Here is a 21,135-nt window from a genome sequence, read left to right as displayed (position 1 = left end):
CTCCCAACCACGTCCTTATCGGCTTTGGACTCAGCTTCAGCGTTAAATCCGGCTTATTGCCAGGTCGTCCCCTTTGCGGGAACTCGACCAACCTTCAATCATTCGCAACGACAAAAAGGGGCTATCCCATGCAAGCCGTGTACGGCTTGCGGGATAGCCCCTTATTTATTCCCGGCGACTACTCGGCAGGAATCGTGTCTACTTTAACCAGGTTAGTGGAACCGGAACGTCCCAGCGGGATACCGGCAGTGATCACTACCAGGTCGCCAGCTTTCGCCAGACCGGATGCTTTGCCGCCCTTCAGAGCGGTTGCCAACAGTTCGTCGGTGGAGGTAGCTTCTTGTCCGAATACCGGAGTTACGCCCCATACCAGCGCCAGTTGACGCATGGTTCTTTCTTGCGTCGTTACAGCAACGATCGGCGATTTCGGACGGTATTTGGAGATTACGCGTGCCGTATGGCCGGTTACTGTCGAGGAAATGATCGCTTTTGCGTTCAGATCCAGAGCAGTCAATGCCACGGATTGGCTGATTGCTTCCGTAACTGTAGTTTCTTGAGCGATTTGTTGCTTCATCAGGATTTCACGGTAGTTCAGCGCGGATTCCGCTTTTTCGGCGATGCGGGACATCGTCAGCACGGATTCAACCGGATATTTCCCTGCAGCTGTTTCGCCGGACAGCATGATGGCGTCAGTGCCGTCAAAGATCGCGTTCGCCACGTCACTCGCTTCAGCGCGGGTTGGACGCGGGTTACGTTGCATGGAATCGAGCATTTGGGTTGCGGTAACAACCGGTTTGCCGGCAACGTTACATTTAGCGATCATTTGTTTTTGCACGAGCGGCACGTCTTCGGCTGGAATTTCCACGCCAAGGTCGCCACGGGCAACCATCAGACCGTCGGAAACGGCAAGGATTTCGTCAAGGTTGTCGACACCTTGTTGGTTTTCGATTTTAGAGATGATTTGGATGTGGGAAGCATTGTGCTTCTCCAGCAGAGCACGGATTTCAAGAACGTCGCTGGCTTTGCGAACGAAGGAAGCGGCGATAAAATCGATGTCCTGTCCGATCCCGAAAATGATGTCGTTGGTGTCTTTTTCCGTAATGCCCGGCAGGGAAATGGCTACGCCAGGAACGTTAACGCCTTTTTTGCTCTTGATGGTGCCGCCGTTAACGATACGGGTCTTGATTTCAGTGCCTTGAATGTCTACTACGGTCAAACCGATGAGGCCGTCGTCGATCAGAATCGTCGAGCCTACTTGAACGTCGTTAGGAAGGTCGCTGTACGTCACGGAAATACGGTTTTGGTCGCCGAGGATTTCTTCCGTAGTCAGTGTCAGGTATTCGTCCTGAACCAGTTCAATCGGTTCTACTTCCAGTTTGCCTGTGCGAATCTCCGGTCCCTTGGTGTCGAGCAGGATCGCTACGGTCTTGCCAAGCTCTTTGGATGCTTGACGAATCACGTTGATCCGGTTGCCATGCTCTTCGTAATCGCCGTGGGAGAAGTTCAGACGGGCCACATTCATGCCGGCCAAAATCAGTTTCTTGATATTCTCCAACGATTCACTTGCTGGACCGATCGTACATACAATTTTACTTTTCCGCATTAGGTTTTCCTCCGTTTTTTCGTTCTCTCTGTCTCACTTTTTCCAACTACAAAATCTACTATAAGACTTCACTGTTGAATAGGAACTAAATCACATATATCTTTTATTGCGCCCTAATGAATATTACTGCAAGTCGGCGACAAAATCAATGTTAACGCGTGTTTTTAGTGCCGTTTCCGGTCGAATATTCAAAGTTTGTACGCAAATCGAAAACCGCCGTGCAGTCTTGGCGCACGGCGGTCCGGGAAGTTCCGGGCGGTCGTTCGATCCCGGAATGCATTTTATGGAATTATACACAAAGTGCAAATGTTCGGGCCGCCGCAGATTATTCGGCAGGCTGTTCTTCGCTGGCTTGTCCGGGTTCGGCGGCGAATTCGGCTTCCTCCGCCTGGCCTTCGGAGAAGGCGCCGATTTTGCGGAATTTAAGGTAACGGTCATCCTTCAGCTCATCCGGATTAAGCGCGGACAGCTCGCGCAAATGACGTACCACCGCTTCCTTGATGGCTGCCGCCGTCGTCTCGTAATCGCGGTGTGCGCCGCCCCGCGGCTCGGTTATTACTTCTTCGATCACCTGCATCTCAAGCAGATCGGACGCCGTAATCTTCATCGCTTCCGCCGCCTGCTCCGCTTTGCCGGCATCCTTCCACAGGATGGACGCGGCGCCGTTCGGCGAGATCGCCGAATAAATGGCATGCTCCAGCATCAGCACGCGGTTGCCGACGGCCAGTGCCAGGGCGCCGCCGCTGCCGCCTTCGCCGATGACGACGCAGACCACCGGTACGCTCAGCCGGGACATCTCCAGCAGATTGCGGGCAATCGCTTCGGATTGGCCGCGCTCCTCTGCCGTATTGCCGGGATAAGCGCCCTTGGTATCGATAAACGTTACGATCGGGCGGCCAAATTTATCCGCCTGCTTCATGAGGCGCAGCGCCTTGCGGAACCCTTCCGGATGCGCGCTGCCGAAGAAACGCTGGATATTATCCTTCGTATCCTTGCCGCGCTGCTGGCCAATAACGGTTACAGGAACGCCGTTCAGCTTCGCGATGCCTCCGACCACCGCCAGGTCGTCGCCGAACATGCGGTCGCCGTGCAGCTCGATAAAGTCGGTAAAGATCAGGTTCATCAGGTCAAGCGAAGTCGGCCGGCTGTGGTGCCGGGCAAGATGCATCTTCTGGGCCGGTGAGATCGTCGTATATATTTCTTCCTCTAGCACGCGGTAGCGTTCCTCGAGCCGGGCGATTTCATCACTGAAATCAATGCCCTTTTCTTCACCGAATTGCTGCAGCTCGGCGATTTTTTTGCGCATTTCAACCAGAGGCATTTCAAAAGGCAACTCTCCCGCCAACTTAAAAGCCCCCTTTCGTGTCGTGCAGATCGAGCAGCTTCGTCAGCGTCGCGCGCATTTCCTTGCGGTGGACGACAAGATCCAACTGGCCGTGCTGCAGGTTAAATTCGGCGGTCTGGAAATCATCCGGCAGCTTCTGGCGAATCGTCTGCTCGATGACAATCCGTCCGGCAAAGCCGAATACCGCTCCCGGCTCGGCAAGGATGATGTCGCCGAGGCTCGCAAAGCTCGCCGACACCCCGCCTGTGGTCGGGTCGGTGATGACCGAAATAAACAAGCCGCCCGCTTCGCTGAACCGGGCCAGCGCAGCGCTTGTTTTAGCCATCTGCATCAGACTGAGAATGCTCTCCTGCATCCGGGCTCCACCCGACGTGGAGAAAATAAGCAGCGGGAGCTTTTTCTCGGTGGCCTCTTCGACGGCGCGCGTAATCTTCTCGCCCACCACGGAGCCCATGCTTCCGGTGAAAAACTCAAAATTCATGACCGCAATAATAACCGGATGGCCGCCGATCGTGCCTTGACCGGTAACGACCGCTTCGACTTGTCCGGTTTTGGAGCGCTGTTGTTCCAGCTTCGAGGCATAACCCGGGAACTTCAACGGGTCTACGGAAGCCATCTCGCTGTCAAACTCGATAAAGCCTTCGGGATCAAGCGTATAGGCAATCCGCTCGACCGCGTTCAGGCGCATATGGTATCCGCAGGAGGGACATACTTTCAAATTTTTCTCCAGCTCTTTGCTGTACTGGATGGTGCCGCATTTGCCGCATTTGCTCATCAGGCCTTCGGGGATTTCCCGTTTCGGTCGTTCCCCTTCCGCCGGTGTTTCTCCGGACGCAAGACGCGCGGAAGGCACGGTCGCGTACTTCCGTTTTTTCTGAAATAAATCTTTGAACAAGGTCGCACCTCTTCAGCCGTTTATTTGCGTGATGCCGTTTGCCGCTGCCTGGACCCGCTGCCCATAGCCCGCAGCCACGCTCCGCGATAAGAAAAAAAGACGAAAAAATACGCACGGAAGCGCTGAAATCCAACCATTCAGGCGTGACGCACAGATGATGTATATTCAGGGATGTAAAATCAGATTAAGGGCTTCCTGTACTTCCTCCAGCTCTCCCGATGGAACCAGTATTTCAAACTGCTGCTTGGACATATTGATCGGACGGCATTTTACCAAGAATCCTTCTTCCGTCAGCTTGCTTTGAATCATATCCGCCACTTTGGCGGTAGGGGCAATATAAATGACCGTCCACATTCCTTGCAAAGCCTCCCTAATCTTAATTCCAAAGCCGTATCCCGTATATTGGAATCATGATAACATAGTTTTCTTTTTTCCCGCAACAGGAGCGGGACTATGGAAGCAAGACCAGGGGGCCGGATTGCCGGTACGCAAATGCGCATTTATTCCGGTGAAAAATCATGCGGGTACACCTTCGCGCCTTCATGCCGGTGGGCGATGCGGGCCGATGCGGCGGCGGCGATTCCGGCGACGAGATCGTCGAGGAACACGTGGATCATCCCCTTCTTGTCGTTAAGATCGCCAATAATCCCCAGCTTGATCTTGTCCAGGTAGCCGAAGCCGGTCAGACCGATCATTCCGTATACGCCGGTAATGCCGAGCGCCAGCGTCTCGTCCGCGCCGTACAGCGATTCGTCGGCTTCCATCACCGCCTGCAGCGGCTGGGGAAGCAGCTTCCGCTCCGCCAGTTCGTCAAGCGCGACGCCGGTCATGAGCGTGTACTGCACCTCTCTTTTGGTGAGCACGGCCTGAACGCTGGTCAGGCACTCTTCATCCGTCAACTCCGGATAATAGGCCGATTGCAAAATATAGACAATATCGGCGATCGCCTTCAGCGGTACCCCCCGGCGTTCCAGCATATCGGCGGCCATTTGATATGACATGATGTTATCCCCTTTCCGCACGGGACCATTCCCGGTGGTTTCCTAAATGTATGCGGAAAAGGGCGAAAAGGTGCTTATTTTATTCGCACCGTGCCGGGTCCGAGCATCGCTTCGACGGCGGCGATCAGCGCGGGTCCCGGGCTGATCCGGTAGCTGTCGCTCAGCGCGAGCAGGCGCTGCTCGCGCTCATAGAACAGCAGCGTGCTGTCGGGACCCGGATGGGTCTTCAGCAGCGCCTGCAGCCGCGAGAGCAGCGCCGGGTTCTCCGACTCCGGCGCGATCTTGATGTAGACGCGCCGCGCGCTGGCTGCGGCGCGGGTTCCGCCGGCGGCGCCTTGCCCGCCGGCAGCGCGTTCCGGCGCGCCCGGCTGCGCGGACGGGCGCGTTCCCGCAGGCGGCTGCGCCGCGCCTGCGGCGGCAGTGCCGCGGCCCCCGCGGGCCAGTGCGGCGCTGCGGCGCTGGCGCATCGCGCGCAGCGCGCCTTCGCTAAGCTGCGCGGCCTCCTCGGCCAGCAGCTTGAAGCCCTCGTCCTCCTGCTGCACGCGTGCACGGAGGGCAAGGAGGGCGCCCTTGACGATCAGCGGGCGGCTGCGCTTCCACACCTCGGGGAAGAGCACGACCTCGCAGCGCTCGATCTGGTCTTCCCATTCGGCAAAGGCCATTGCCTTGCCCGCCTTGGTCATAATCTCCTTGACGGAGACGACCATGCCTGCCGTCACGACCATGCTGTCGTCGGCGGCTTCGCCGAGATCCATCAGCTTCTCGGTCTCTTCGCCTTCGAGCAGTTCGGCGAAGTCGTCGAGCGGATGGCCGGACAAATACAGGCCGAGCAGCTCGCGTTCCAGCTCCAGCTGCTGCCCGATCGTAAATTGGGGGATTTCCGGATAGCGGATCTCCCAGTTCGGCGTTTCGATCAGGTCGTCGAAGAGCTGGATTTGCAGCTCGTCGCGCTCCTTGCGCCATTTCAGCGCCGCCTCCACCGTCTCGTCCATCATGGCAAGCAGCTGCGCGCGATGGCCCGGCAGGCGGTCGAATGCGCCCGCCTGCACCAGCGACTCGATCACGCGCTTATTGCAGACGCGCAGGTCGACGCGGCGGCAGAAGTCGAGCAGGCTGTCGAACGGCCGCTCCTTGCGGACGTTCATGATGTTCTCGACAGCCAGCGTGCCGACATTCTTGACCGCCGCCAGCCCGAAGCGGATGTCCCCGGCGCCTTCGCTGGCGACGGGCGTGAACAGAACGCCGCTTTCGTTGACATCCGGCGGCAATACGCCGATGCCGGTGCGGCGGCATTCCAGCACGTATTCCGCCACTTTGCGGTGCGAGCCCATGACGGCCGTCAGCATGGACGCCATAAATTGCACCGGATAATGCGCCTTCAGATACGCCGTCTGGAAAGCCAGCACGCCGTAGGCGGCGGCATGGGCGCGCGGAAAGCCGTAATTGGCGAACCGTACAATCATATCATAAACGGCGTTTGCGTCTTCCTCGCGGTAGCCGAGCCGGAGGCTGCCCTCCACGAAATGGCTGCGCTCCTGGTCGAGCGTCTCCCGTTTTTTCTTGGAGACGGCGCGCCGCAGCAGATCGGCTTCCCCAAGCGAAAAGCCGGCCATTTTGGAAGCAATTTGCATGATCTGCTCCTGGTACACGATGATGCCGTACGTATCGGCCAGAATCGGCCGCAGGTCCTCATGCGGATAAACCACTTCAATCTCCCCGTGTTTGCCGCCGATAAACCGCGGAATAAATTCCATCGGACCCGGACGGTACAGGGCAACCACGGAGATGACGTCTTCAAAACCGCTTGGCTTCAGGTCCTTGAGCACCCGGCGAATACCCGCAGACTCCAGCTGGAATACCCCGGTCGTCTCTCCGGCGCCCAGCATTTCATAGGTTAACGGGTCGTTGTCGGGGATGGTCTGGAAATCGGGCAGGCTGCCGCTCATCTCCCCGATCCAGTTCATGCAGCGTTCAATGATCGACAAGGTGCGCAGCCCCAGAAAGTCCATCTTCAGCAGCCCGACGCTCTCCAGATGCTCCATGGAATATTGCGTCAAGGCCGTGCTTTCGCCGCCGGCCTGCAGCGGCACGGCATCGGTCAGCGGGCCTTTGGAGATCACGACGCCGGCCGCGTGGGTGGAGGCATGCCGCGGCATGCCTTCCACCTTCATGGCCATGTCGAGCAGCGACTGCGCTTTCGTATTCGTATCGTAGAGCTCCTTCAGCTCCGGGCTCGTCTCCAGCGCCCGTTCGATGCTGATATGCAGTTGTCCCGGAATCAGCTTGGCGGTCTTGTCCACCTCGCTGTACGGCAGGTTGAGCGCCCGGCCTACGTCGCGGACCGCGGCCCGCGCCGCCATCGTTCCGAACGTGATGATCTGGGCGACATGCTCGCGGCCGTATTTGTCCACTACATACGCAATGACTTCATCGCGGCGCTCGTCGCTGAAATCGATGTCGATATCCGGCATCGTAATCCGCTCGGGGTTGAGGAAACGTTCGAACAGCAGGTTGTATTTGAGCGGATCGACATCCGTAATCTTGAGGCAGTAGGCCGTCAGGCTTCCCGCCGAGGAGCCCCGGCCCGGGCCGGTAGCGATGCCGTTGCGGTGGCAAAACGCGATAAAATCCCAGACGATCAGAAAATAATCGCTGAAGCCCATGTTCTCGATGACGCCGAGCTCATAGGACAGCCGCTGTTCAGCCGCTGCCCGCTCTTCTGCGGAAGCCCAGCGCGGCGTATCGGCATAGCGGGCTTCCAGCCCCTTGAAGCACAGCTCGCGCAGGTATGCCGCGGCATCCTGCCCTTCCGGCAGCGGCGCAAAGGCCGGCAAAATATGCCGCCCGAATTCCAGCTCCAGATTGCACTGTTCGGCAATCCGCCGGGTGTTCTCGATCGCCTGCGGCACATGCGGAAAGAGCGTCGCCATCTGCTCGCCGCTTTTGAGATACAGCTGATCCGTACCGATCTTCAGCCGTTCCTCGTCGTCCACCGTCTTGCCGGTGCCGATACAGATCAGCACGTCCTGCACTTCGGCGTCCTCCCGCTGCAGATAGTGGACGTCGTTGGTTGCCACCAGCCCGATGCCCAGTTCCGCGGCAAGGGCGATCAATTGCGGGTTCACCCGCTTTTGCTCGGGTATGCCGTGATCCTGCAGCTCCAGATAGAAGTCCGGGCCGAAAATCTCCTTGTAGCGCATCGCCGCCTTGCGCGCCTCGTCCGGGCGATCATGCAGCAGATGCTGCGGCACCTCCCCGCCGAGGCAGGCACTGAGGCAGATCAGCCCCTCCGCATGCGCGGCGAGCGCCTCCATGTCAATGCGCGGCTTGTAATGCTGCCCCTCCAAATGCCCGATGGTCACGAGCCGCATGAGATTCCGGTAGCCGGTCTCATCTTTGGCCAGCAGGATCAGATGGTAAATCGGCTGGTCCTTCCGGCTGCCCCGCTCCTTGCGGGAGCCCGCCGTCAAATAGGCTTCAACGCCGATAATCGGCTTGATTCCGTGCTCGCGGCACGCTTTATAAAAAGGGATTGCCCCATACATGACGCCATGATCCGTCAGCGCAAGCGATTCCATTCCGTATTCGGCCGCGCGGCGCACCAGATCGGTAATCCGGGCTGCCCCGTCCAGCAAGCTATATTCGCTATGCACATGCAGATGCACAAATGAGCTCACAATCCCACATCCTTTCGACAGGCTCGTCATCCAAAATAAAAACATATGTTTTTATTTTATCATATTCATAGGGCCGCCGCCCATACAATGGAATAGAAGGAGAAGGACGGGCTGATGCGGCAGAACGTCGCGCCGGCCGGAAGGAGGCAATCTTCAATGAACCTGTTTATGAGCAAGGCGCTGCTCGATTTTTTTATCGCCTGCGGTATCGTCATCGGCGGAGCGATGCTGGGCGGCATCGGCGCGGTCGTATCGCTGCAGCCGCCGACGCAGACGATGCTTGACATAGCCGACCGGATCAAAATCTGGGCGCTGGCGGCGGCCGTCGGCGGCACCATCGACCCGATGCGGGTCATCGAAAGCAACATGCTGGGGGGCAACCTGTCTCCGGCGATCAAGCAGATTTTCTATTTGTTGTCGGCTTTTCTGGGCGCGCATCTGGGCAGCGAGCTGGTTAAATGGGTCTGCGGCAGGGGGTAAACGAAGATGAGGGTGCCGCCGTTTCACCGTTACCGCCGGTTCTCGCAAATCTCGGCCGTGTTCGTGCTCGGGATGGTGGCGGGCAGCGTGTTGTACAATTCGATTTTTCACGCCGGCTATAACGCGCTTTGGATGGACAATCTGGAGCTGCGCATCGAAATCGAACAATACCAGAAAGATATCAAAACGCTGAAAAAATATAACAACAGCTCCACCGTCATTCGCGAGATCAAGCTGCGCACCGAAAGCACGACGGACAAGGATGGCAACGAGGCACTCGATACCGTGACCGAAAAAGAAATCATCAGCAAAATGACCAAGGACCTCGCCCCGATGCGCGGACGCAGCATGTTCGAGATCGACACGGACGGCAAGCTCGCCCGGCTTCTGCTCGACGGAAAAATCTATATCGTGCGCGATAAGGAATATGCCGTCAGCATCCGCACCATGCTCGTCATGGAGGGCGTGCTGCAGATTTGGGTGGAAATTCATCCGAACCGCCGCTGACCCGCCGGCAAATGTGATAAAATAGTGACAGAAAACGTTCGGCACAATCCATTTGCTGAAGGAGCGGCTGCCATGATTCTTGTCATTAAATACTTGCTGTTCATACTGGTTGTCCTGTTTGTGCTCGGCTCGGCCTGGTACAGCGTGCTGTCCCGCAGAGAGCCTGATCCGCTGGAAAAAGGCCGGAAGCGGGCAGTCATGAACATCCTGCTCGGCGGCATGCTGATTGCGCTTGCGCTGATGTCGATGTTCCTGTTCCGCGGCTCCTCGATCAACATCGTGGTGGAGGCGCTGTTCCTGCTGCTTGGCCTGTTCAATCTGTTCTCCGGCCTGCGCAGCCACGGCGTATACAGCCGCAGCAAGGCGCGCGGCGGCTCGAACGTGTGAGACGGCCGCCAGGACGCAGCAAGATGAACCTGGCTGCGGCTTGGCGGGCTTTGGCTGAACGGGTACTATCCAACCCCGTATGCCGCAATGGGCTGGGCGGGCAAGTTATCGCCTGACAAATTCGAATTCGCGCAAATATTAGCGGGATTTTCTCCCACTAATATTTGCGCGTTACATTCCCGGCATTAAAATAGTGGGATTTCCTCCCTCTATTTTCATCTCAAAAGCTAGTAAAGGTCCAAAAAGCATAGATTAGTGGGATAAAATCCCTCTAATTCGCTTTAATTACCCGTTTGAGCGAATTTAAAGGGATGTTTTCCCACTAAATGCTGCGGGGCGTTAGGGGTACGCGCGGACCGGATTTAGCGAGCCGGTTACGAATGGATCGGATTACGAATGGATCGGGTTACGGATGGATCGAGTTACGAGACGATCGGATTACGTGGGGAGCCATGTACGAGCGGACCCGTCGCGAGGGAGCGAGCTACTAGGGGGGCCGGGAGTAAGGGGGCCAGATGCGGGTGCCGGGTGTAAGCCATAGTTTTGCAGACAATCCCACTAAGAAGGGGATCGCGGTCCCAACGCGTAAAAGGAGCCCTTCCCTAAATTGAAGAGAACGACTCCTGATTTAAGCGCCTTTAACCGGCGCAAAGCTCACCGCTCCTGCCGGCATGCGTCGCCGGCAGGAGCGCTGTCCCGGCCTTGACAGCTTGTGCTTACCCGTGGTCGATGGACTGCAGCCGCAGCACAGCTTTGGCCACCATCACATCCGTATGGCTAATCTCGATCTCCAGCTTGCAGGTTCGGCGGCTCACCTCAAGAAGCCGCGGCATCACGACGACGGAGTGCTCGATCTGCACCGGCCGCAGGAAGTAGGTGGACATGTTGTCCAGCACGTAGTCGTTGCCGGTGATGTCCTTGGCTGCCCTGAACGCGGATAACGTCATCAGCGTGGATAACACACCTTCCGAGATCGTGCCCAGGTCGGTGGCCATCTGCGGCGTAATGAAGCCATGGAAGAACAGCCGGCCTTCCTCGTCGCGCTCATCGGCAAAGCCGTTCCAGATCAGATGGTCGAAAGTTTCGCCCAGTTGCGGCTGGTTGCTGACGTCGCGCAGGCTTTGCAGCACCTCGCGGCGGGTCAGCGAGCCGATCAGCTTGCGGTTGCGGTCCACAATCGGCAGGAAGTCGATGCCCTCCCACATCATGATCTGCGCCGCCGATGCCAGCGAGGTCTGGAGCCCAGCCGTAACGGGGCTGCGGACCATCGCTTTTTCAATGCTGGATCCGGCGTTCAGCTCCTCTACGTCGCGGCGGCCGACGATCCCAATGACCCGGTTCCACTCGTCCGTCACGGCGAAACGCTGCTCGCCGCTCGCCAGCGACAGCTCGCGCAGCTCCGCGACCGTGCTTGCCGGTTTCAGCGTATGCAGGCGGGGTTTGCTCTCCAGAATGTCCTCCACGAGCATGATTTTTTTCTTGATTAACCGGTCGAAAATTGCTCTGTTGATCATCGACGCCACGGTAAAGGTATCATGCCGCGAGGAGATGACCGGCAGCGCCAGCTCGTCCGCCAGTGCCTTGACTTCCCGGCTTGTACCAAAGCCACCGGTAACCAGCACCCCGGCGCCCTGCTCCAGCGCAAGCGAATGCGCATCTTCCCGGTTGCCCACGATCAGCAGGCTGTCGGCGTCGATGTAGCGGACCATCGCATCGATTTTCATCGCGCCGATCACGTATTTATGCAAATGCTTGTTCAGTCCGTCCGCGCCGCCGAGCACATGGCCTTCCACGATATCGACCACGTCGCCGAAGGTCAGCTGGTCGGATATATTCCGCGGCTTCTTCTCCACCCGGACCGTGCCGATCCGTTCTTTCGTAATCACGATGCCGAGATTTTCAGCTTCCTTCACCGCGCGGTAAGCCGTCCCTTCGCTGACGACCATCTCTTTGGCCAGCCGCCGCACGGAAATCTTCGTTCCGACCTTGAGGCCTTCGATATGTTGCAGCAGCTGTTCATGTTTGGTAATATTATCGCCTTGACCCTCCAACTGTTACACCTCCATGCCTCAATCTGTACCATTCTGTACTCATATTACCGCCCTTATCGAATGTGCGCAAGAGCACATTTTCAGGCTTCCCGGAAAAATTTCATGATTCCGCACAAAAAAACCCGCAAGCGCTGCTCACGGGCTTTTTCAGGCTTCCACACCGGCTGGCGCACGGGCTGCCGCTCCCCTGTTACATCCGGCCGGGCAGCTTCGTTTCCTCCGAGAGACGGCCCTGCCAGGACTGGAGTTTCTGCTTGCGCACGGCGTCGAGCCGCTGCTGTTTTTCCGCATCCACGCCGATAATGAAATGCATATGCGACGCGATGACCATAAACGCGAACAGGCACCAGACGACGCCGAAGCCAAGCACCCAGCTTGGACCGTTTTGAAAGGACAATCGGGGAAGGGCATACAGCAGCATGGCGAGCGCCACGAGCATATAAGCGACATGCTTCAGTTTGCTTCTTTTTTTCATCGGACACAGCTCCTTCTTTCCTGTAAAGGTGATCAGTTACTTCTCTGTTTCTACTCTATGAATTTGCCGCCGCATTTATGAGACAAGCCGGAGAAAAAGTTTCGGGCCGAGGGACCCCAACCTCTTTTTCATGTAGCGCCTTCGCCAAGGATATGAGATGATGTGGGCATTACAGGAGGGGATGCCAAAATGAACCAAGCGTTCGCGCAATCGGAATTCACAATCCGCAAAAAAGTATTCTCCATCATGGGGGCCAAACTGCATATTTATAACCATGCCGAAGAGCTGGTGTTTTATTCCCAGATGAAGGCGTTTAAGCTCAAAGAAGATATCGCGCTTTATACCGACGAGAGCATGACCCGTGAACTGCTGCGTATCAAAGCCCGGAACGTGATCGATTTCAGCGCCACCTATGACGTGCAGGATTCAGAGACCGGGGAACATGTCGGCTCGCTGCGCCGGCGGGGCCTGAAATCGATGGTCAAGGACGAATGGATCATCATGGACGCCGGCGGCAAGGAGATCGGCCTGATTAAGGAAAACAGCCTGTTCATGGCACTGCTGCGGCGCTTCATCACCTTGATTCCGCAGAAGTACAATATTGAAATGGACGGCGAGGCCATCCCCGCGTTCCGGCAAAACTTCAACCCGTTTGTGACCAAAATTATCGCCGATTTCTCGGAGGACCGCAGGGGCAAGCTGGATCGCCGCCTCGGGCTGGCTGCAGGCATTCTGCTCTGTGCAGTAGAAGGCAAGCAGGAATGATCTGCAAGGATAACTTGCGGATCAGGCCTATGAATCACGGTGACCTTGGCTTAATGGCAACTTGGCTTAGCGATCCGAGGGTTTTAGCGTTCTATGGGGATAACGCCTGGAGCTTAGAAGCGGTCACCGCGAAATACGGTCCAAGGATCGACGGCTCCCATAACGTTGTTCCGTGCATTGTTGAATATAACCTTACGCCGGTTGCCTATATCCAGTATTACAGATTGCAAGAAGGCGAACTCCATGATTTCGGATATCCCGCTGACGAATCTATTTTTGGAATCGATCAGTTTATGGGAGAGCCGGATCTTTGGGGGCACGGCATCGGAACAACGTTCGTTTCAGCCATGCTCGAGTACCTGAATACTCATCTGCACGCCGCTAAAGTTGCCCTGGAAGTGAAGCGTACTAACCCTAGGGCAATCCGCTGTTACGAGAAATGTGGCTTTAAAAGGGTGAAAAATCTCGCGGAGGATATGATCCTAATGGAGTGGGTTAACAACGCCTCAACCTAAAAAAGATGACCCCCCGCCCGTCCGGTTCGGGCAAAGAATCATCTTTATACATATCTTCCCTATGACGGGCCGCGATGCGCAAGAGCGCATCCGGTCCGTTTTTAGTTGCCGCCGTACATTTGGGCCAGGCTTTCGGTGATGATCTTGTTGACATCCTCGATAACCACGCTAAGCCGGCGTTCCGCTTCGAACAACCGGCGGATGCCCAGATTCAGGTTCAGCACCTCGAAAAGCTTCTCCATCTTCTCCATTTCTTCCTGCGGCGGCATTTCGCCGTTCATCATCTGCTGCTGCAGCTCAATCTGCTTGCTCCGGAAATTATCGAGCATGGCCTTGCTTTCGGGATCGGCTTCGATTACCCGCATGGCGCCGGCGATGTCCGCCACTTCGCTGCTTTCTTTGATCGCTCGGGCGAGTTCATGCGCTTTGTCGATTACGTTCATATTGTTTTGCCTCCTAAAATGTTGTCATTGCCATGCGCACGGCACGGCTTTTTCAAGAATGGGTCAATCACCAAGGGTCAGATGTCTCCATATGATGAATGATACGTAACCCTTAAGCTTAAAATTGCCGGCATCATGCTGCCTACCGGAAGGAGAACCACGATGTCCCAACTCAAGATCCCGGTCCAAACGGTCCACTCGGGCATCCTGCAGGAAAATGCTGTAATGCTGGGCGACAAATCGATGAAAAAACTCAAAATACCGGCGCATGGTCCGATTCAGCTCGCCTTCGGCTCTTTCCGCCAGGAGGTCGCCGTCATATCGGTCCCCAAAGCCGACAGCCTGCGCATCAATGAGAATCTGGCACGGCGGATGGGCTGGAGAGGACGGCTCTCGCTGAATGTCTCCTACAGCTCCGGCAGCCGTACGCTTCGGCTCGGGCCGGTCATCGGAGTGCTCGTCAGCAGAGATCATCCGGACCAAACCGACAAGCTGTTCGGAACCATCACCATGTTTTGCCGCGAGCTGACCCATGCCTGCCATGCGCAGGGCGCCTATGTATATTTCTTTACCCCGGAAGCGCTGCAGGAAGGGCGCAATGCCATCCAGGGCTGGGTATACGACGAAGGTTGGCGAAAGCTGAGTCTTCCCGTAGCGGATGTCATCAACAATCGGCTGACGTCGCGGAAGGCGGAGAACAAACCTAGCGTACAGCATTTCCTGGCGGAAGTAAAATCCCGTTACGGGACCCATTTCTTCAATGAAAAATTTCTCGACAAAACCGAGGTGTTCGAAGCATTGGCGCAGGACCCCGCGCTCCAGCGGTATCTGCCGGAGTCGCATGCCTTCAGCGGCTTCAACCAGCTCAAGAAGATGTGCGGCAGCTACCAGAGCGTCTTCCTGAAGCCGGTCCGCGGCAGCCTTGGCAAAGGCATCCTGCGGATCTCAAGGGAGGAAGGCGGCGGTTACCGCCTATATTCGACGACGGCGATGGGCACGCGGAAGCAGAGCTACCCGAGTCTGGCGAAGCTGTTCCAATCCATCGCGCCGAAAATGAAAACGACGCGTTTCCAGATCCAGCAAGGACTTCAGCTGATGGAGGTCAGCCGCCGGCCGGTCGACTTCCGGGCACTGGTGCAAAAGAACGGCACCGGCAAATGGGGTGTCACCTCGATTGTCGCCCGCACCGCGGGAAGCAACCATTTCGTGTCGAACCTGGCCCGGGGCGGTAGCCTCAGTACCGTCCGCGAGGCGCTGACCAAAGGTTCATTGCCGGCAGGCGTACGGGAGAGCGCGCAGGTACAGCTCCCTAAAGCGGCGCTGGCCATCGCCAGAGGGATCGAGACGCATATTCCCGCCCACTTCGGCGAGCTGGGAATCGACCTGGCGCTCGACCAGTCCGGCCGCATCTGGCTGCTTGAGGTCAACTCCAAGCCGTCCAAAAATGATAACACGCCGCTGAACGATCAGAAAATCAGGCCGTCGGTCAAACAGATGATTCTGTATTGCCGTTACCTGGCCGGCCTATAGGAGGCGCATGATGGCAGAGTCTTTATCCGGCTGGCTCGGCGTGCTGACGGACCGCCGGAGCGCCCAGCCCCCTGTCGCCGAGCCGGAATTTTGCCGGGAGTTATGCGCGGCCGCGCCGCATTACGGTTTAAAGGTCATCGTCTTTCCTCCGGATGGGGTGCAGCCAGACGGCCGGATGGTCGCAGGCTACGCCTGGCAGGAAGGCCGGTGGGAGACCGTCCTCGCCCCGGCGCCGGACGTTCTGCTCAACCGGTGCCTGCGCAGCGGCCCGGGTTCCGGCAAAACCGCGGCGCTGGCCGCTCTCTCCGGCGCCCTGCCCTGGTCGCGTGGCTTGCCCGATAAATGGGGCGTCTACCGGCTGCTGAGCCGCGAGCCGGAGGCTGCCCGGCTGCTGCCACCTACCCGGCGGTACAGCGGGCCTGCCTCCCTGAAGGCGATGCTAGCCGGCCGCGGGGACGGCGTCTTCCTGAAGCCGGCGGACGGCTCCCAGGGACGGGGAACCCTGCATATCGCCTCCGCCGGCGGCAGCGGCATGCGGGTCCGGGGACGCACCGGAACCAATCACTCTTTTGAGCAGCGGTTCGACCGGGCAGAGGACGCCCTGAGATGGGTGCATGCCTTCGCCGGCACACGCCGCTATATTATACAGCCTTATCTGCATCTGACCGGTCGCGACGGCCAGCCCTACGATATCCGTGCCCTTGTGCAAAAAAACGGACGCGGGGTCTGGTCGCTGACCGGCATGGCCGTTCGCCTGGGCAGCAGCGGATCGATCACCTCGAATCTGCACGGCGGAGGGACGGCGGTGTCCCCGCTCCCCTTTCTGCTCCGCGAATTCGGCGGGCGGGGGCCGGAACTGCTCTCGAGCATTGCGGCGGATGCCCTGATGCTGCCGCCGCTGCTCGAAGCGGCTTGCGGCCGTCTCGGCGAGCTGGGCCTCGACTTCGGCATCGACCGATCCGGCAGCATCTGCCTGCTGGAAGCCAACTCCAAGCCGGGACGCAGCGCCTTCCGGCTGACCGGAGACCGAGAAGCATCCCGCCTTGCCGTCCATAATCCGCTGCGCTATGCGCGGTATCTGCTGCAACAGTCCGGAAAAACCGGGAGCAAGATCACAATGGTTTCTAAGGAGGATTCATAAATGGGTCTCACTTTTTGCAACGTGCACTTCACCAAGCAGCCCCAAAGAATCGTATATGTCTCAGGCGAGCTGATGAAAAGCCTGAAGCTGACCGGTAAAAAAAACATCCGGCTGCGGCTCGGAAAGGATGCCATCCCGGCGACGATTAAGCCAATCAAGCGGGCGGGCAAACATCTTTTCCTCGCTTCCGGCGTCAAAAGCGCGATTAAAATTCCAAAGGCAGGCGGCGTCTATCTGCGCAATCTGCAAAATGATGAAGTCCAGCTTGGACCGCTGGTCGGCATACTGTCCGATGGCCCCGTCTCTTCGACCAATCCCTTCGGGTCGCGTACGGGTTTCATCAAACAGCTGCTGCGCGAAGGCAGCAACCGCTGCTATATCTTCGCTTTCACGCCGCGCGACATCGATTGGGGACTGGAGCAGATTAACGGCTATTTTCTGAACGCCAGCGGCAGGTTCGAGCGTAAAACCGTTCCCCTGCCGGATGTCGTCTACAACCGCCTTCCGAGCCGCCGGGCGGAGACGTCGCCTTATATCAGCCAGCTGCGCGAACGTTTTATGAAGAAGAAGATTCCGTATTTCAACTGGAGCTTTTTCAATAAATCGGATATTTACCGCCTGCTGGAGAACGACAGCGCCGCTTACCGCTTCGTGCCCGAAACGCACAGCAATCCCACCCCCGAGAAAATGCGCGACATGCTGGAGCGTCATCATTTCGTCTATTATAAACCGTCCGCCGGCAGCCTCGGCCTCGGCATTTACCGCCTGACTTACCTACCGAAAAAAGGCTACTTTGCCCGCTACCGCAAAAGCGGAAAAAACGTGCTGCTGCGGTTCACCAGCTTTGAAAGCCTGATGCGGATGCTTCGCGCCCGTCACGGGGCCGGGCTGCAAAATTACATCGTGCAGCAAGGCATCCGCCTGATCGAGATCGACGGCTGCCCGATCGATTTCCGGTTCCACATGCATAAAAACGGCTCCAACCAGTGGGTCGTCGTCGGCATCGGCGCCAAAAAAGCCGGGCGCGGCAGCGTAACGACCCACCTCAAAAACGGCGGCGCGCTGCTGACGCCGCAGCAGGCGCTGGGCCGGGTATTCGGCCCGCGGGCCGAGGATGTGCTGCAGAACGCCAAGCTGACCGCCATCCGGCTGGCGGAAGCGCTGGAAGTCCAGCACCGCCATCTGCTCGGCGAAATTGGCTTCGACTTAGGCATCGACCAGGATGAAGACGTCTGGATGTTCGAAGCCAACGCCAAACCCGGACGGTCGATCTTCCGCCATCCTTCCTTGCGCGCTGAGGGCAAAGCTTCCGTTGAGCATATTCTGGAACATTGCCTGTACCTCAGCAAATTCCGCAGGAGGGAAGAGCTATGAGTACGCGCGTCTCCGATTCTTCCAAACCCGTAGTCGCCATCCTTACGACCAGCGACCGGGTGAAGCTGTTCCGGGGCAACCGCAACAATTTTCGCGACATTATCCGTACCGGCAAGGAAATGGGGTATCTGGTCTACGTGGTGACTGTCCGCGATCTGAAGCTCGAGGATAAAATGGTCAACGGGTATGTCCCTTCTGCGAGCGGGAAGCTGTGGTACAGCATTCCCGTCCCGCTCCCGCAGGTCATCTACAACCGGATTCCAAACCGCAAGGATGAGGAGAAGGTGCCCGTCGCCCGGAAGATCGCCGAATGCCTGAGCCACCCCGAAATCCAGCTGTACAACCCGGAGTTTTTCAACAAATGGAACCTGTTCGAATGGCTGAAGGAGTCTAAGGCGACTTCGCGGCATGTGCCAAAAACCCGGAGACTCCGCGGCCCCCGTACACTGGCGGCCATGCTGGCAAAGCATGACGGACTGTATTTGAAGCCCGAAAGCGGCAAAGCGGGCAAAGGGATTATGCGGATCCAATACAATGAAGCCGCTCCTCTGCCGTTTCGCCTGCAGATTCAGACCGGCAAAAAAAACGCGACCTATAAAACGGCCTCGCTGGATCTCCTCTGGAACCGGGTCAAACGGGAAAAAGGGACCTCGCGCTACATTGTGCAGCAAGCGATCCAGCTGGTCCATTACCACGGGCGCCCGTTTGACCTGCGGGCGCTGCTGCAGAAGAACGGCAAAGGCAACTGGACGGTCACCGGGATCGGCGCAAGGCTGGCCGGCGCCCGCAGCATCACGACGCATGTTCCGCGCGGCGGCAGCGTCGAGGAGCCGGTAGCCATGCTGGAGCCGACCTTCGGCGCAGACCGCACCGCAGCCATCCTGCAGGAGGTGTCGACGAACGCGCTGCTCCTTGCCCGGCAAATCGAACGCGGCTCGCAGCTGACCTTGGGCGAAATGTCGATGGACCTTGGTGTCGATGAAGCAGGCCACCTGTGGTTCTTCGAGGCAAATTCCCGGCCCATGAAATTCGACGAGCCGGCGATTCGAAAGCTGTCGCTGGAACGGATTTTCCATTACAGCCAGCATCTGTCCCGCCAGACCAAAGATCCCTTGCAAAGGAAGCAGACGCCATGATGATCTCTTCGATCTTTGATACGACGGCCGGGAAGTGGCAAAGCTGGCTGGCCGGGCTGCAGCAGTTTGTGCGCGAGCACGGGGAACGGCGGATTACCGTTTCCGCCTACCGTCAGCTCGCCCGTCTGACGCCGGAGATGCTGGCCGTTCCCGGCACCTCTCTGATGATCGCAACGGTGCGCGGGCAGGCCGGCCGCCAGCTCGCCGGCTTCTGCTTCGTCGCCGGCTACGGCCGGGACGCCTGCATCGTTGCTGTCCATCCGCTCTACCGGGGGCGGGGTACGGGCACCGCGCTGCTCGCCGCACAGCTGCGGCGGCTCGGCCGGCTGGAATGCCTTGTCGCCGCCGATAACGCTGCCAGCCTCAAAATGTGCTTCAACGCCGGTCTTGCCGCCGTCGATCTGCTTCGCGGGCCGACCGGCAAGCCCACTCTCCTTCTTCGGAAGCCTGAAGCCGTCATCAGCAACGAAACCAATCCGCGGGAAGGTGAACCCTTGTGTCAGAACCCGTATTAGGCATTCTTACCTTATACATGAACGACGCCAAACAGCTTGAAGAAAAACCCGTCTACCGGCGGATGATCACCGAAGGCCGGCGTCTCGGCCTGGACGTGTTCGTGTTTACGCCGATGGATGTCCATACCGGCAAGCAAATGATCCATGCCCTGATGTATGATCCGCGTTCCGGCAAGTGGACGCGCAAATGGCGCCGTTTTCCGGATATGATCTACGACCGCTGCCGCATCCAGCGCAGCCCACGCTTCCAGCAGCTCCTGCGCTTCCGGTCGAAATACAGCCATCTGCTCTTCCTGAACCGGCCGCTGCGGAACAAATGGACGGTGCACCAGACCTTCTCGCAAAAAGGGCGCTTCCGGCAGCATCTTCCGGAGACCCTGCTGTACCGCTCTTCCCAAGATTTGCACAAAATGCTGAAGCTCAGTCCCATCGTCTATATCAAACCCGCCAGCGGGACCGGCGGACGGGGGATTCTGCGCGTCGAGCGTTTGGGCGGCGTGAGAGGCATCTACGACGTGCAGGGCCGCCGGCAAAGCCGTCAGATCATTCCTCCCCGGAAGGTCTCGCTCACCAGCCTGGAATCCATCGTCCGCCAATGGTGCATCGGCGGCAACTTCATCGTGCAGCAGGGCATCCCCCTGCGCCTGCCCAGCGGCCGGGTGCATGACTACCGCATGCTCGTGCAGAAGAACGGCCAAGGCAACTGGGAGATGACCGGCATCGCCGGCCGGGTCGGGGCCGCACGCAGCGTGACCTCGAACCTGCATGGCGGCGGGCATGCCATCCGTGCGGAGAAGCTGCTGCGGGAATGGCTTGGCAGCGAGGAGAAGGCGCACAAGACGATCGAAACCGCCGACAAGCTCGGCATCGATGCCGCCCGCTATCTGGAGAGCAGCTACGGCGCGTTATGCGAGCTGGCGCTGGATCTGGCCATCGACAGCAGCGGCAAAATCTACATCCTTGAAGTCAACCCGAAGCCGGCTCGCGAGGTATTCGCCCAGTCCGGCGACAGCGACACTTACCACAAAGCGCTTGTCCGGCCGCTGGAATACGCGCTGTGGGTCTATAAGAACAAAGGGGCAGCAGCCGCTGTTCCCCAAACCCAGAAGGCTGGCGAGGAATGAACCTTTGCCTTTCGCAAAATCCATAGCGTTACCAGCGCACAAAAAAGAACCATAGATCGCCATTGGCGGATCAGTGGTTCTTTTTCATAGTGGAGAGAGGTTCACCTCTGGTTAAGCTCCATGGGCTGTGACGCACATGTTGCGTTGGACTGACTGGTTGTATTGATAGGT

Annotated in this window: 20 protein-coding genes; 11 read left to right on the top strand and 9 right to left on the bottom strand. The window is 58.1% G+C overall.

The window, feature by feature from the left end; all coding sequences use genetic code 11:
- Positions 1-178: 178 nt before the first annotated feature.
- The 6 genes from pyk to BMW84_RS00735 all read right to left on the bottom strand — a co-directional run bounded on the left by pyk (position 179) and on the right by BMW84_RS00735 (position 8,521).
- Positions 179-1,603: a pyruvate kinase gene (pyk, locus tag BMW84_RS00760; RefSeq protein WP_091063338.1), complete on the bottom strand. Its 1,425-nt coding sequence runs from the start codon at positions 1,601-1,603 to the stop codon at positions 179-181.
- A 325-nt stretch (positions 1,604-1,928) separates the two neighbouring features.
- Positions 1,929-2,948, bottom strand: coding sequence for an acetyl-CoA carboxylase carboxyltransferase subunit alpha (locus BMW84_RS00755; protein ID WP_091063335.1), 1,020 nt, complete (start codon positions 2,946-2,948; stop codon positions 1,929-1,931).
- 1 nt (position 2,949) lies between these two features.
- On the bottom strand, positions 2,950-3,843 hold the full coding sequence (gene accD / locus BMW84_RS00750) for an acetyl-CoA carboxylase, carboxyltransferase subunit beta (RefSeq protein ID WP_091063334.1): 894 nt from the start codon (positions 3,841-3,843) through the stop codon (positions 2,950-2,952).
- A gap of 165 nt (positions 3,844-4,008) precedes the next feature.
- Entirely contained in the window at positions 4,009-4,197 is a 189-nt protein-coding gene (locus BMW84_RS00745; protein WP_039871751.1) for a hypothetical protein, read from the bottom strand.
- Positions 4,198-4,343: 146 nt separating this feature from the next.
- Positions 4,344-4,844: a phosphatidylglycerophosphatase A family protein gene (locus BMW84_RS00740; protein WP_091063331.1), complete on the bottom strand. Its 501-nt coding sequence runs from the start codon at positions 4,842-4,844 to the stop codon at positions 4,344-4,346.
- 74 nt (positions 4,845-4,918) lie between these two features.
- Complete coding sequence (locus tag BMW84_RS00735; RefSeq protein WP_091063330.1) at positions 4,919-8,521, bottom strand: DNA polymerase III subunit alpha; 3,603 nt, start codon at positions 8,519-8,521, stop codon at positions 4,919-4,921.
- Positions 8,522-8,677: 156 nt separating this feature from the next.
- Here BMW84_RS00735 and BMW84_RS00730 point away from each other — a divergent pair, with 156 nt between their 5' ends.
- From BMW84_RS00730 to BMW84_RS00720, 3 genes are all read left to right on the top strand, one after another.
- The gene (locus tag BMW84_RS00730; RefSeq protein WP_091063328.1) at positions 8,678-9,001 is read left to right on the top strand and encodes a YtrH family sporulation protein; all 324 of its coding nucleotides are present in this window, start codon (positions 8,678-8,680) and stop codon (positions 8,999-9,001) included.
- A gap of 6 nt (positions 9,002-9,007) precedes the next feature.
- Positions 9,008-9,508: a sporulation membrane protein YtrI gene (locus BMW84_RS00725; RefSeq protein ID WP_091063325.1), complete on the top strand. Its 501-nt coding sequence runs from the start codon at positions 9,008-9,010 to the stop codon at positions 9,506-9,508.
- A gap of 72 nt (positions 9,509-9,580) precedes the next feature.
- Positions 9,581-9,895: a YtpI family protein gene (locus tag BMW84_RS00720; protein WP_091063323.1), complete on the top strand. Its 315-nt coding sequence runs from the start codon at positions 9,581-9,583 to the stop codon at positions 9,893-9,895.
- Between the two features lie 716 nt (positions 9,896-10,611).
- Here BMW84_RS00720 and BMW84_RS00715 read toward each other — a convergent pair.
- Positions 10,612-11,946, bottom strand: a complete 1,335-nt coding sequence (locus tag BMW84_RS00715; protein ID WP_091063321.1) for a DRTGG domain-containing protein — start codon at positions 11,944-11,946, stop codon at positions 10,612-10,614.
- Between the two features lie 190 nt (positions 11,947-12,136).
- Complete coding sequence (locus BMW84_RS00710; RefSeq protein WP_091063319.1) at positions 12,137-12,421, bottom strand: hypothetical protein; 285 nt, start codon at positions 12,419-12,421, stop codon at positions 12,137-12,139.
- Between the two features lie 189 nt (positions 12,422-12,610).
- Between BMW84_RS00710 and BMW84_RS00705 the strand changes: the two genes are divergently transcribed.
- Both BMW84_RS00705 and BMW84_RS00700 read left to right on the top strand, forming a co-directional pair.
- Positions 12,611-13,186 carry an LURP-one-related family protein gene (locus BMW84_RS00705; protein WP_091063317.1) on the top strand — a complete coding sequence of 192 codons (576 nt, stop codon included), beginning with the start codon at positions 12,611-12,613 and terminating at the stop codon, positions 13,184-13,186.
- Positions 13,183-13,701 (top strand): GNAT family N-acetyltransferase, encoded by a 519-nt coding sequence (locus tag BMW84_RS00700; protein WP_091063314.1) that lies wholly within the window; start codon positions 13,183-13,185, stop codon positions 13,699-13,701. The genes BMW84_RS00705 and BMW84_RS00700 overlap by 4 nt, the downstream gene beginning before the upstream one ends.
- Before the next feature lie 101 nt (positions 13,702-13,802).
- Here BMW84_RS00700 and BMW84_RS00695 read toward each other — a convergent pair whose 3' ends face one another.
- On the bottom strand, positions 13,803-14,144 hold the full coding sequence (locus BMW84_RS00695) for a YlbF family regulator (RefSeq protein ID WP_091063312.1): 342 nt from the start codon (positions 14,142-14,144) through the stop codon (positions 13,803-13,805).
- Positions 14,145-14,306: 162 nt separating this feature from the next.
- On the opposite strand from BMW84_RS00695, the gene BMW84_RS00690 reads away from it, so the two are divergent.
- Genes BMW84_RS00690 through BMW84_RS00665 form a run of 6 tightly spaced genes read left to right on the top strand, consistent with a single transcriptional unit; the run spans position 14,307 to position 20,964 of the window.
- On the top strand, positions 14,307-15,674 hold the full coding sequence (locus BMW84_RS00690; RefSeq protein ID WP_091063309.1) for a YheC/YheD family endospore coat-associated protein: 1,368 nt from the start codon (positions 14,307-14,309) through the stop codon (positions 15,672-15,674).
- A 10-nt stretch (positions 15,675-15,684) separates the two neighbouring features.
- Positions 15,685-16,815, top strand: a complete 1,131-nt coding sequence (locus BMW84_RS00685) for a YheC/YheD family endospore coat-associated protein (RefSeq protein ID WP_175498626.1) — start codon at positions 15,685-15,687, stop codon at positions 16,813-16,815.
- Complete coding sequence (locus BMW84_RS00680) at positions 16,816-18,189, top strand: YheC/YheD family endospore coat-associated protein (RefSeq protein ID WP_091063304.1); 1,374 nt, start codon at positions 16,816-16,818, stop codon at positions 18,187-18,189.
- Positions 18,186-19,325: a YheC/YheD family endospore coat-associated protein gene (locus BMW84_RS00675; RefSeq protein ID WP_091063301.1), complete on the top strand. Its 1,140-nt coding sequence runs from the start codon at positions 18,186-18,188 to the stop codon at positions 19,323-19,325. The genes BMW84_RS00680 and BMW84_RS00675 overlap by 4 nt, the downstream gene beginning before the upstream one ends.
- Complete coding sequence (locus BMW84_RS00670) at positions 19,322-19,840, top strand: GNAT family N-acetyltransferase (RefSeq protein ID WP_091063298.1); 519 nt, start codon at positions 19,322-19,324, stop codon at positions 19,838-19,840. Before BMW84_RS00675 ends, BMW84_RS00670 begins: the two co-directional genes overlap by 4 nt.
- Entirely contained in the window at positions 19,822-20,964 is a 1,143-nt protein-coding gene (locus BMW84_RS00665) for a YheC/YheD family endospore coat-associated protein (RefSeq protein WP_091063297.1), read from the top strand. The genes BMW84_RS00670 and BMW84_RS00665 overlap by 19 nt, the downstream gene beginning before the upstream one ends.
- Positions 20,965-21,135 lie beyond the last annotated feature (171 nt).

The organism is Paenibacillus sp. NFR01, from assembly GCF_900111565.1.
Lineage (GTDB): Bacteria > Bacillota > Bacilli > Paenibacillales > Paenibacillaceae > Paenibacillus_AQ.
This window is presented reverse-complemented; position numbering and strand designations above follow the sequence as displayed.

Coding starts and splice junctions, on each gene's coding strand:
- pyk (WP_091063338.1), bottom strand. CDS start 1,603: ATGCGGAAAAGTAAAATTGTATGTACGATCGGTCCAGCAAGTGAATCG.
- BMW84_RS00745 (WP_039871751.1), bottom strand. CDS start 4,197: ATGTGGACGGTCATTTATATTGCCCCTACCGCCAAAGTGGCGGATATG.
- BMW84_RS00740 (WP_091063331.1), bottom strand. CDS start 4,844: ATGTCATATCAAATGGCCGCCGATATGCTGGAACGCCGGGGGGTACCG.
- BMW84_RS00730 (WP_091063328.1), top strand. CDS start 8,678: ATGAACCTGTTTATGAGCAAGGCGCTGCTCGATTTTTTTATCGCCTGC.
- BMW84_RS00725 (WP_091063325.1), top strand. CDS start 9,008: ATGAGGGTGCCGCCGTTTCACCGTTACCGCCGGTTCTCGCAAATCTCG.
- BMW84_RS00720 (WP_091063323.1), top strand. CDS start 9,581: ATGATTCTTGTCATTAAATACTTGCTGTTCATACTGGTTGTCCTGTTT.
- BMW84_RS00710 (WP_091063319.1), bottom strand. CDS start 12,421: ATGAAAAAAAGAAGCAAACTGAAGCATGTCGCTTATATGCTCGTGGCG.
- BMW84_RS00705 (WP_091063317.1), top strand. CDS start 12,611: ATGAACCAAGCGTTCGCGCAATCGGAATTCACAATCCGCAAAAAAGTA.
- BMW84_RS00700 (WP_091063314.1), top strand. CDS start 13,183: ATGATCTGCAAGGATAACTTGCGGATCAGGCCTATGAATCACGGTGAC.
- BMW84_RS00695 (WP_091063312.1), bottom strand. CDS start 14,144: ATGAACGTAATCGACAAAGCGCATGAACTCGCCCGAGCGATCAAAGAA.
- BMW84_RS00690 (WP_091063309.1), top strand. CDS start 14,307: ATGTCCCAACTCAAGATCCCGGTCCAAACGGTCCACTCGGGCATCCTG.
- BMW84_RS00685 (WP_175498626.1), top strand. CDS start 15,685: ATGGCAGAGTCTTTATCCGGCTGGCTCGGCGTGCTGACGGACCGCCGG.
- BMW84_RS00680 (WP_091063304.1), top strand. CDS start 16,816: ATGGGTCTCACTTTTTGCAACGTGCACTTCACCAAGCAGCCCCAAAGA.
- BMW84_RS00675 (WP_091063301.1), top strand. CDS start 18,186: ATGAGTACGCGCGTCTCCGATTCTTCCAAACCCGTAGTCGCCATCCTT.
- BMW84_RS00670 (WP_091063298.1), top strand. CDS start 19,322: ATGATGATCTCTTCGATCTTTGATACGACGGCCGGGAAGTGGCAAAGC.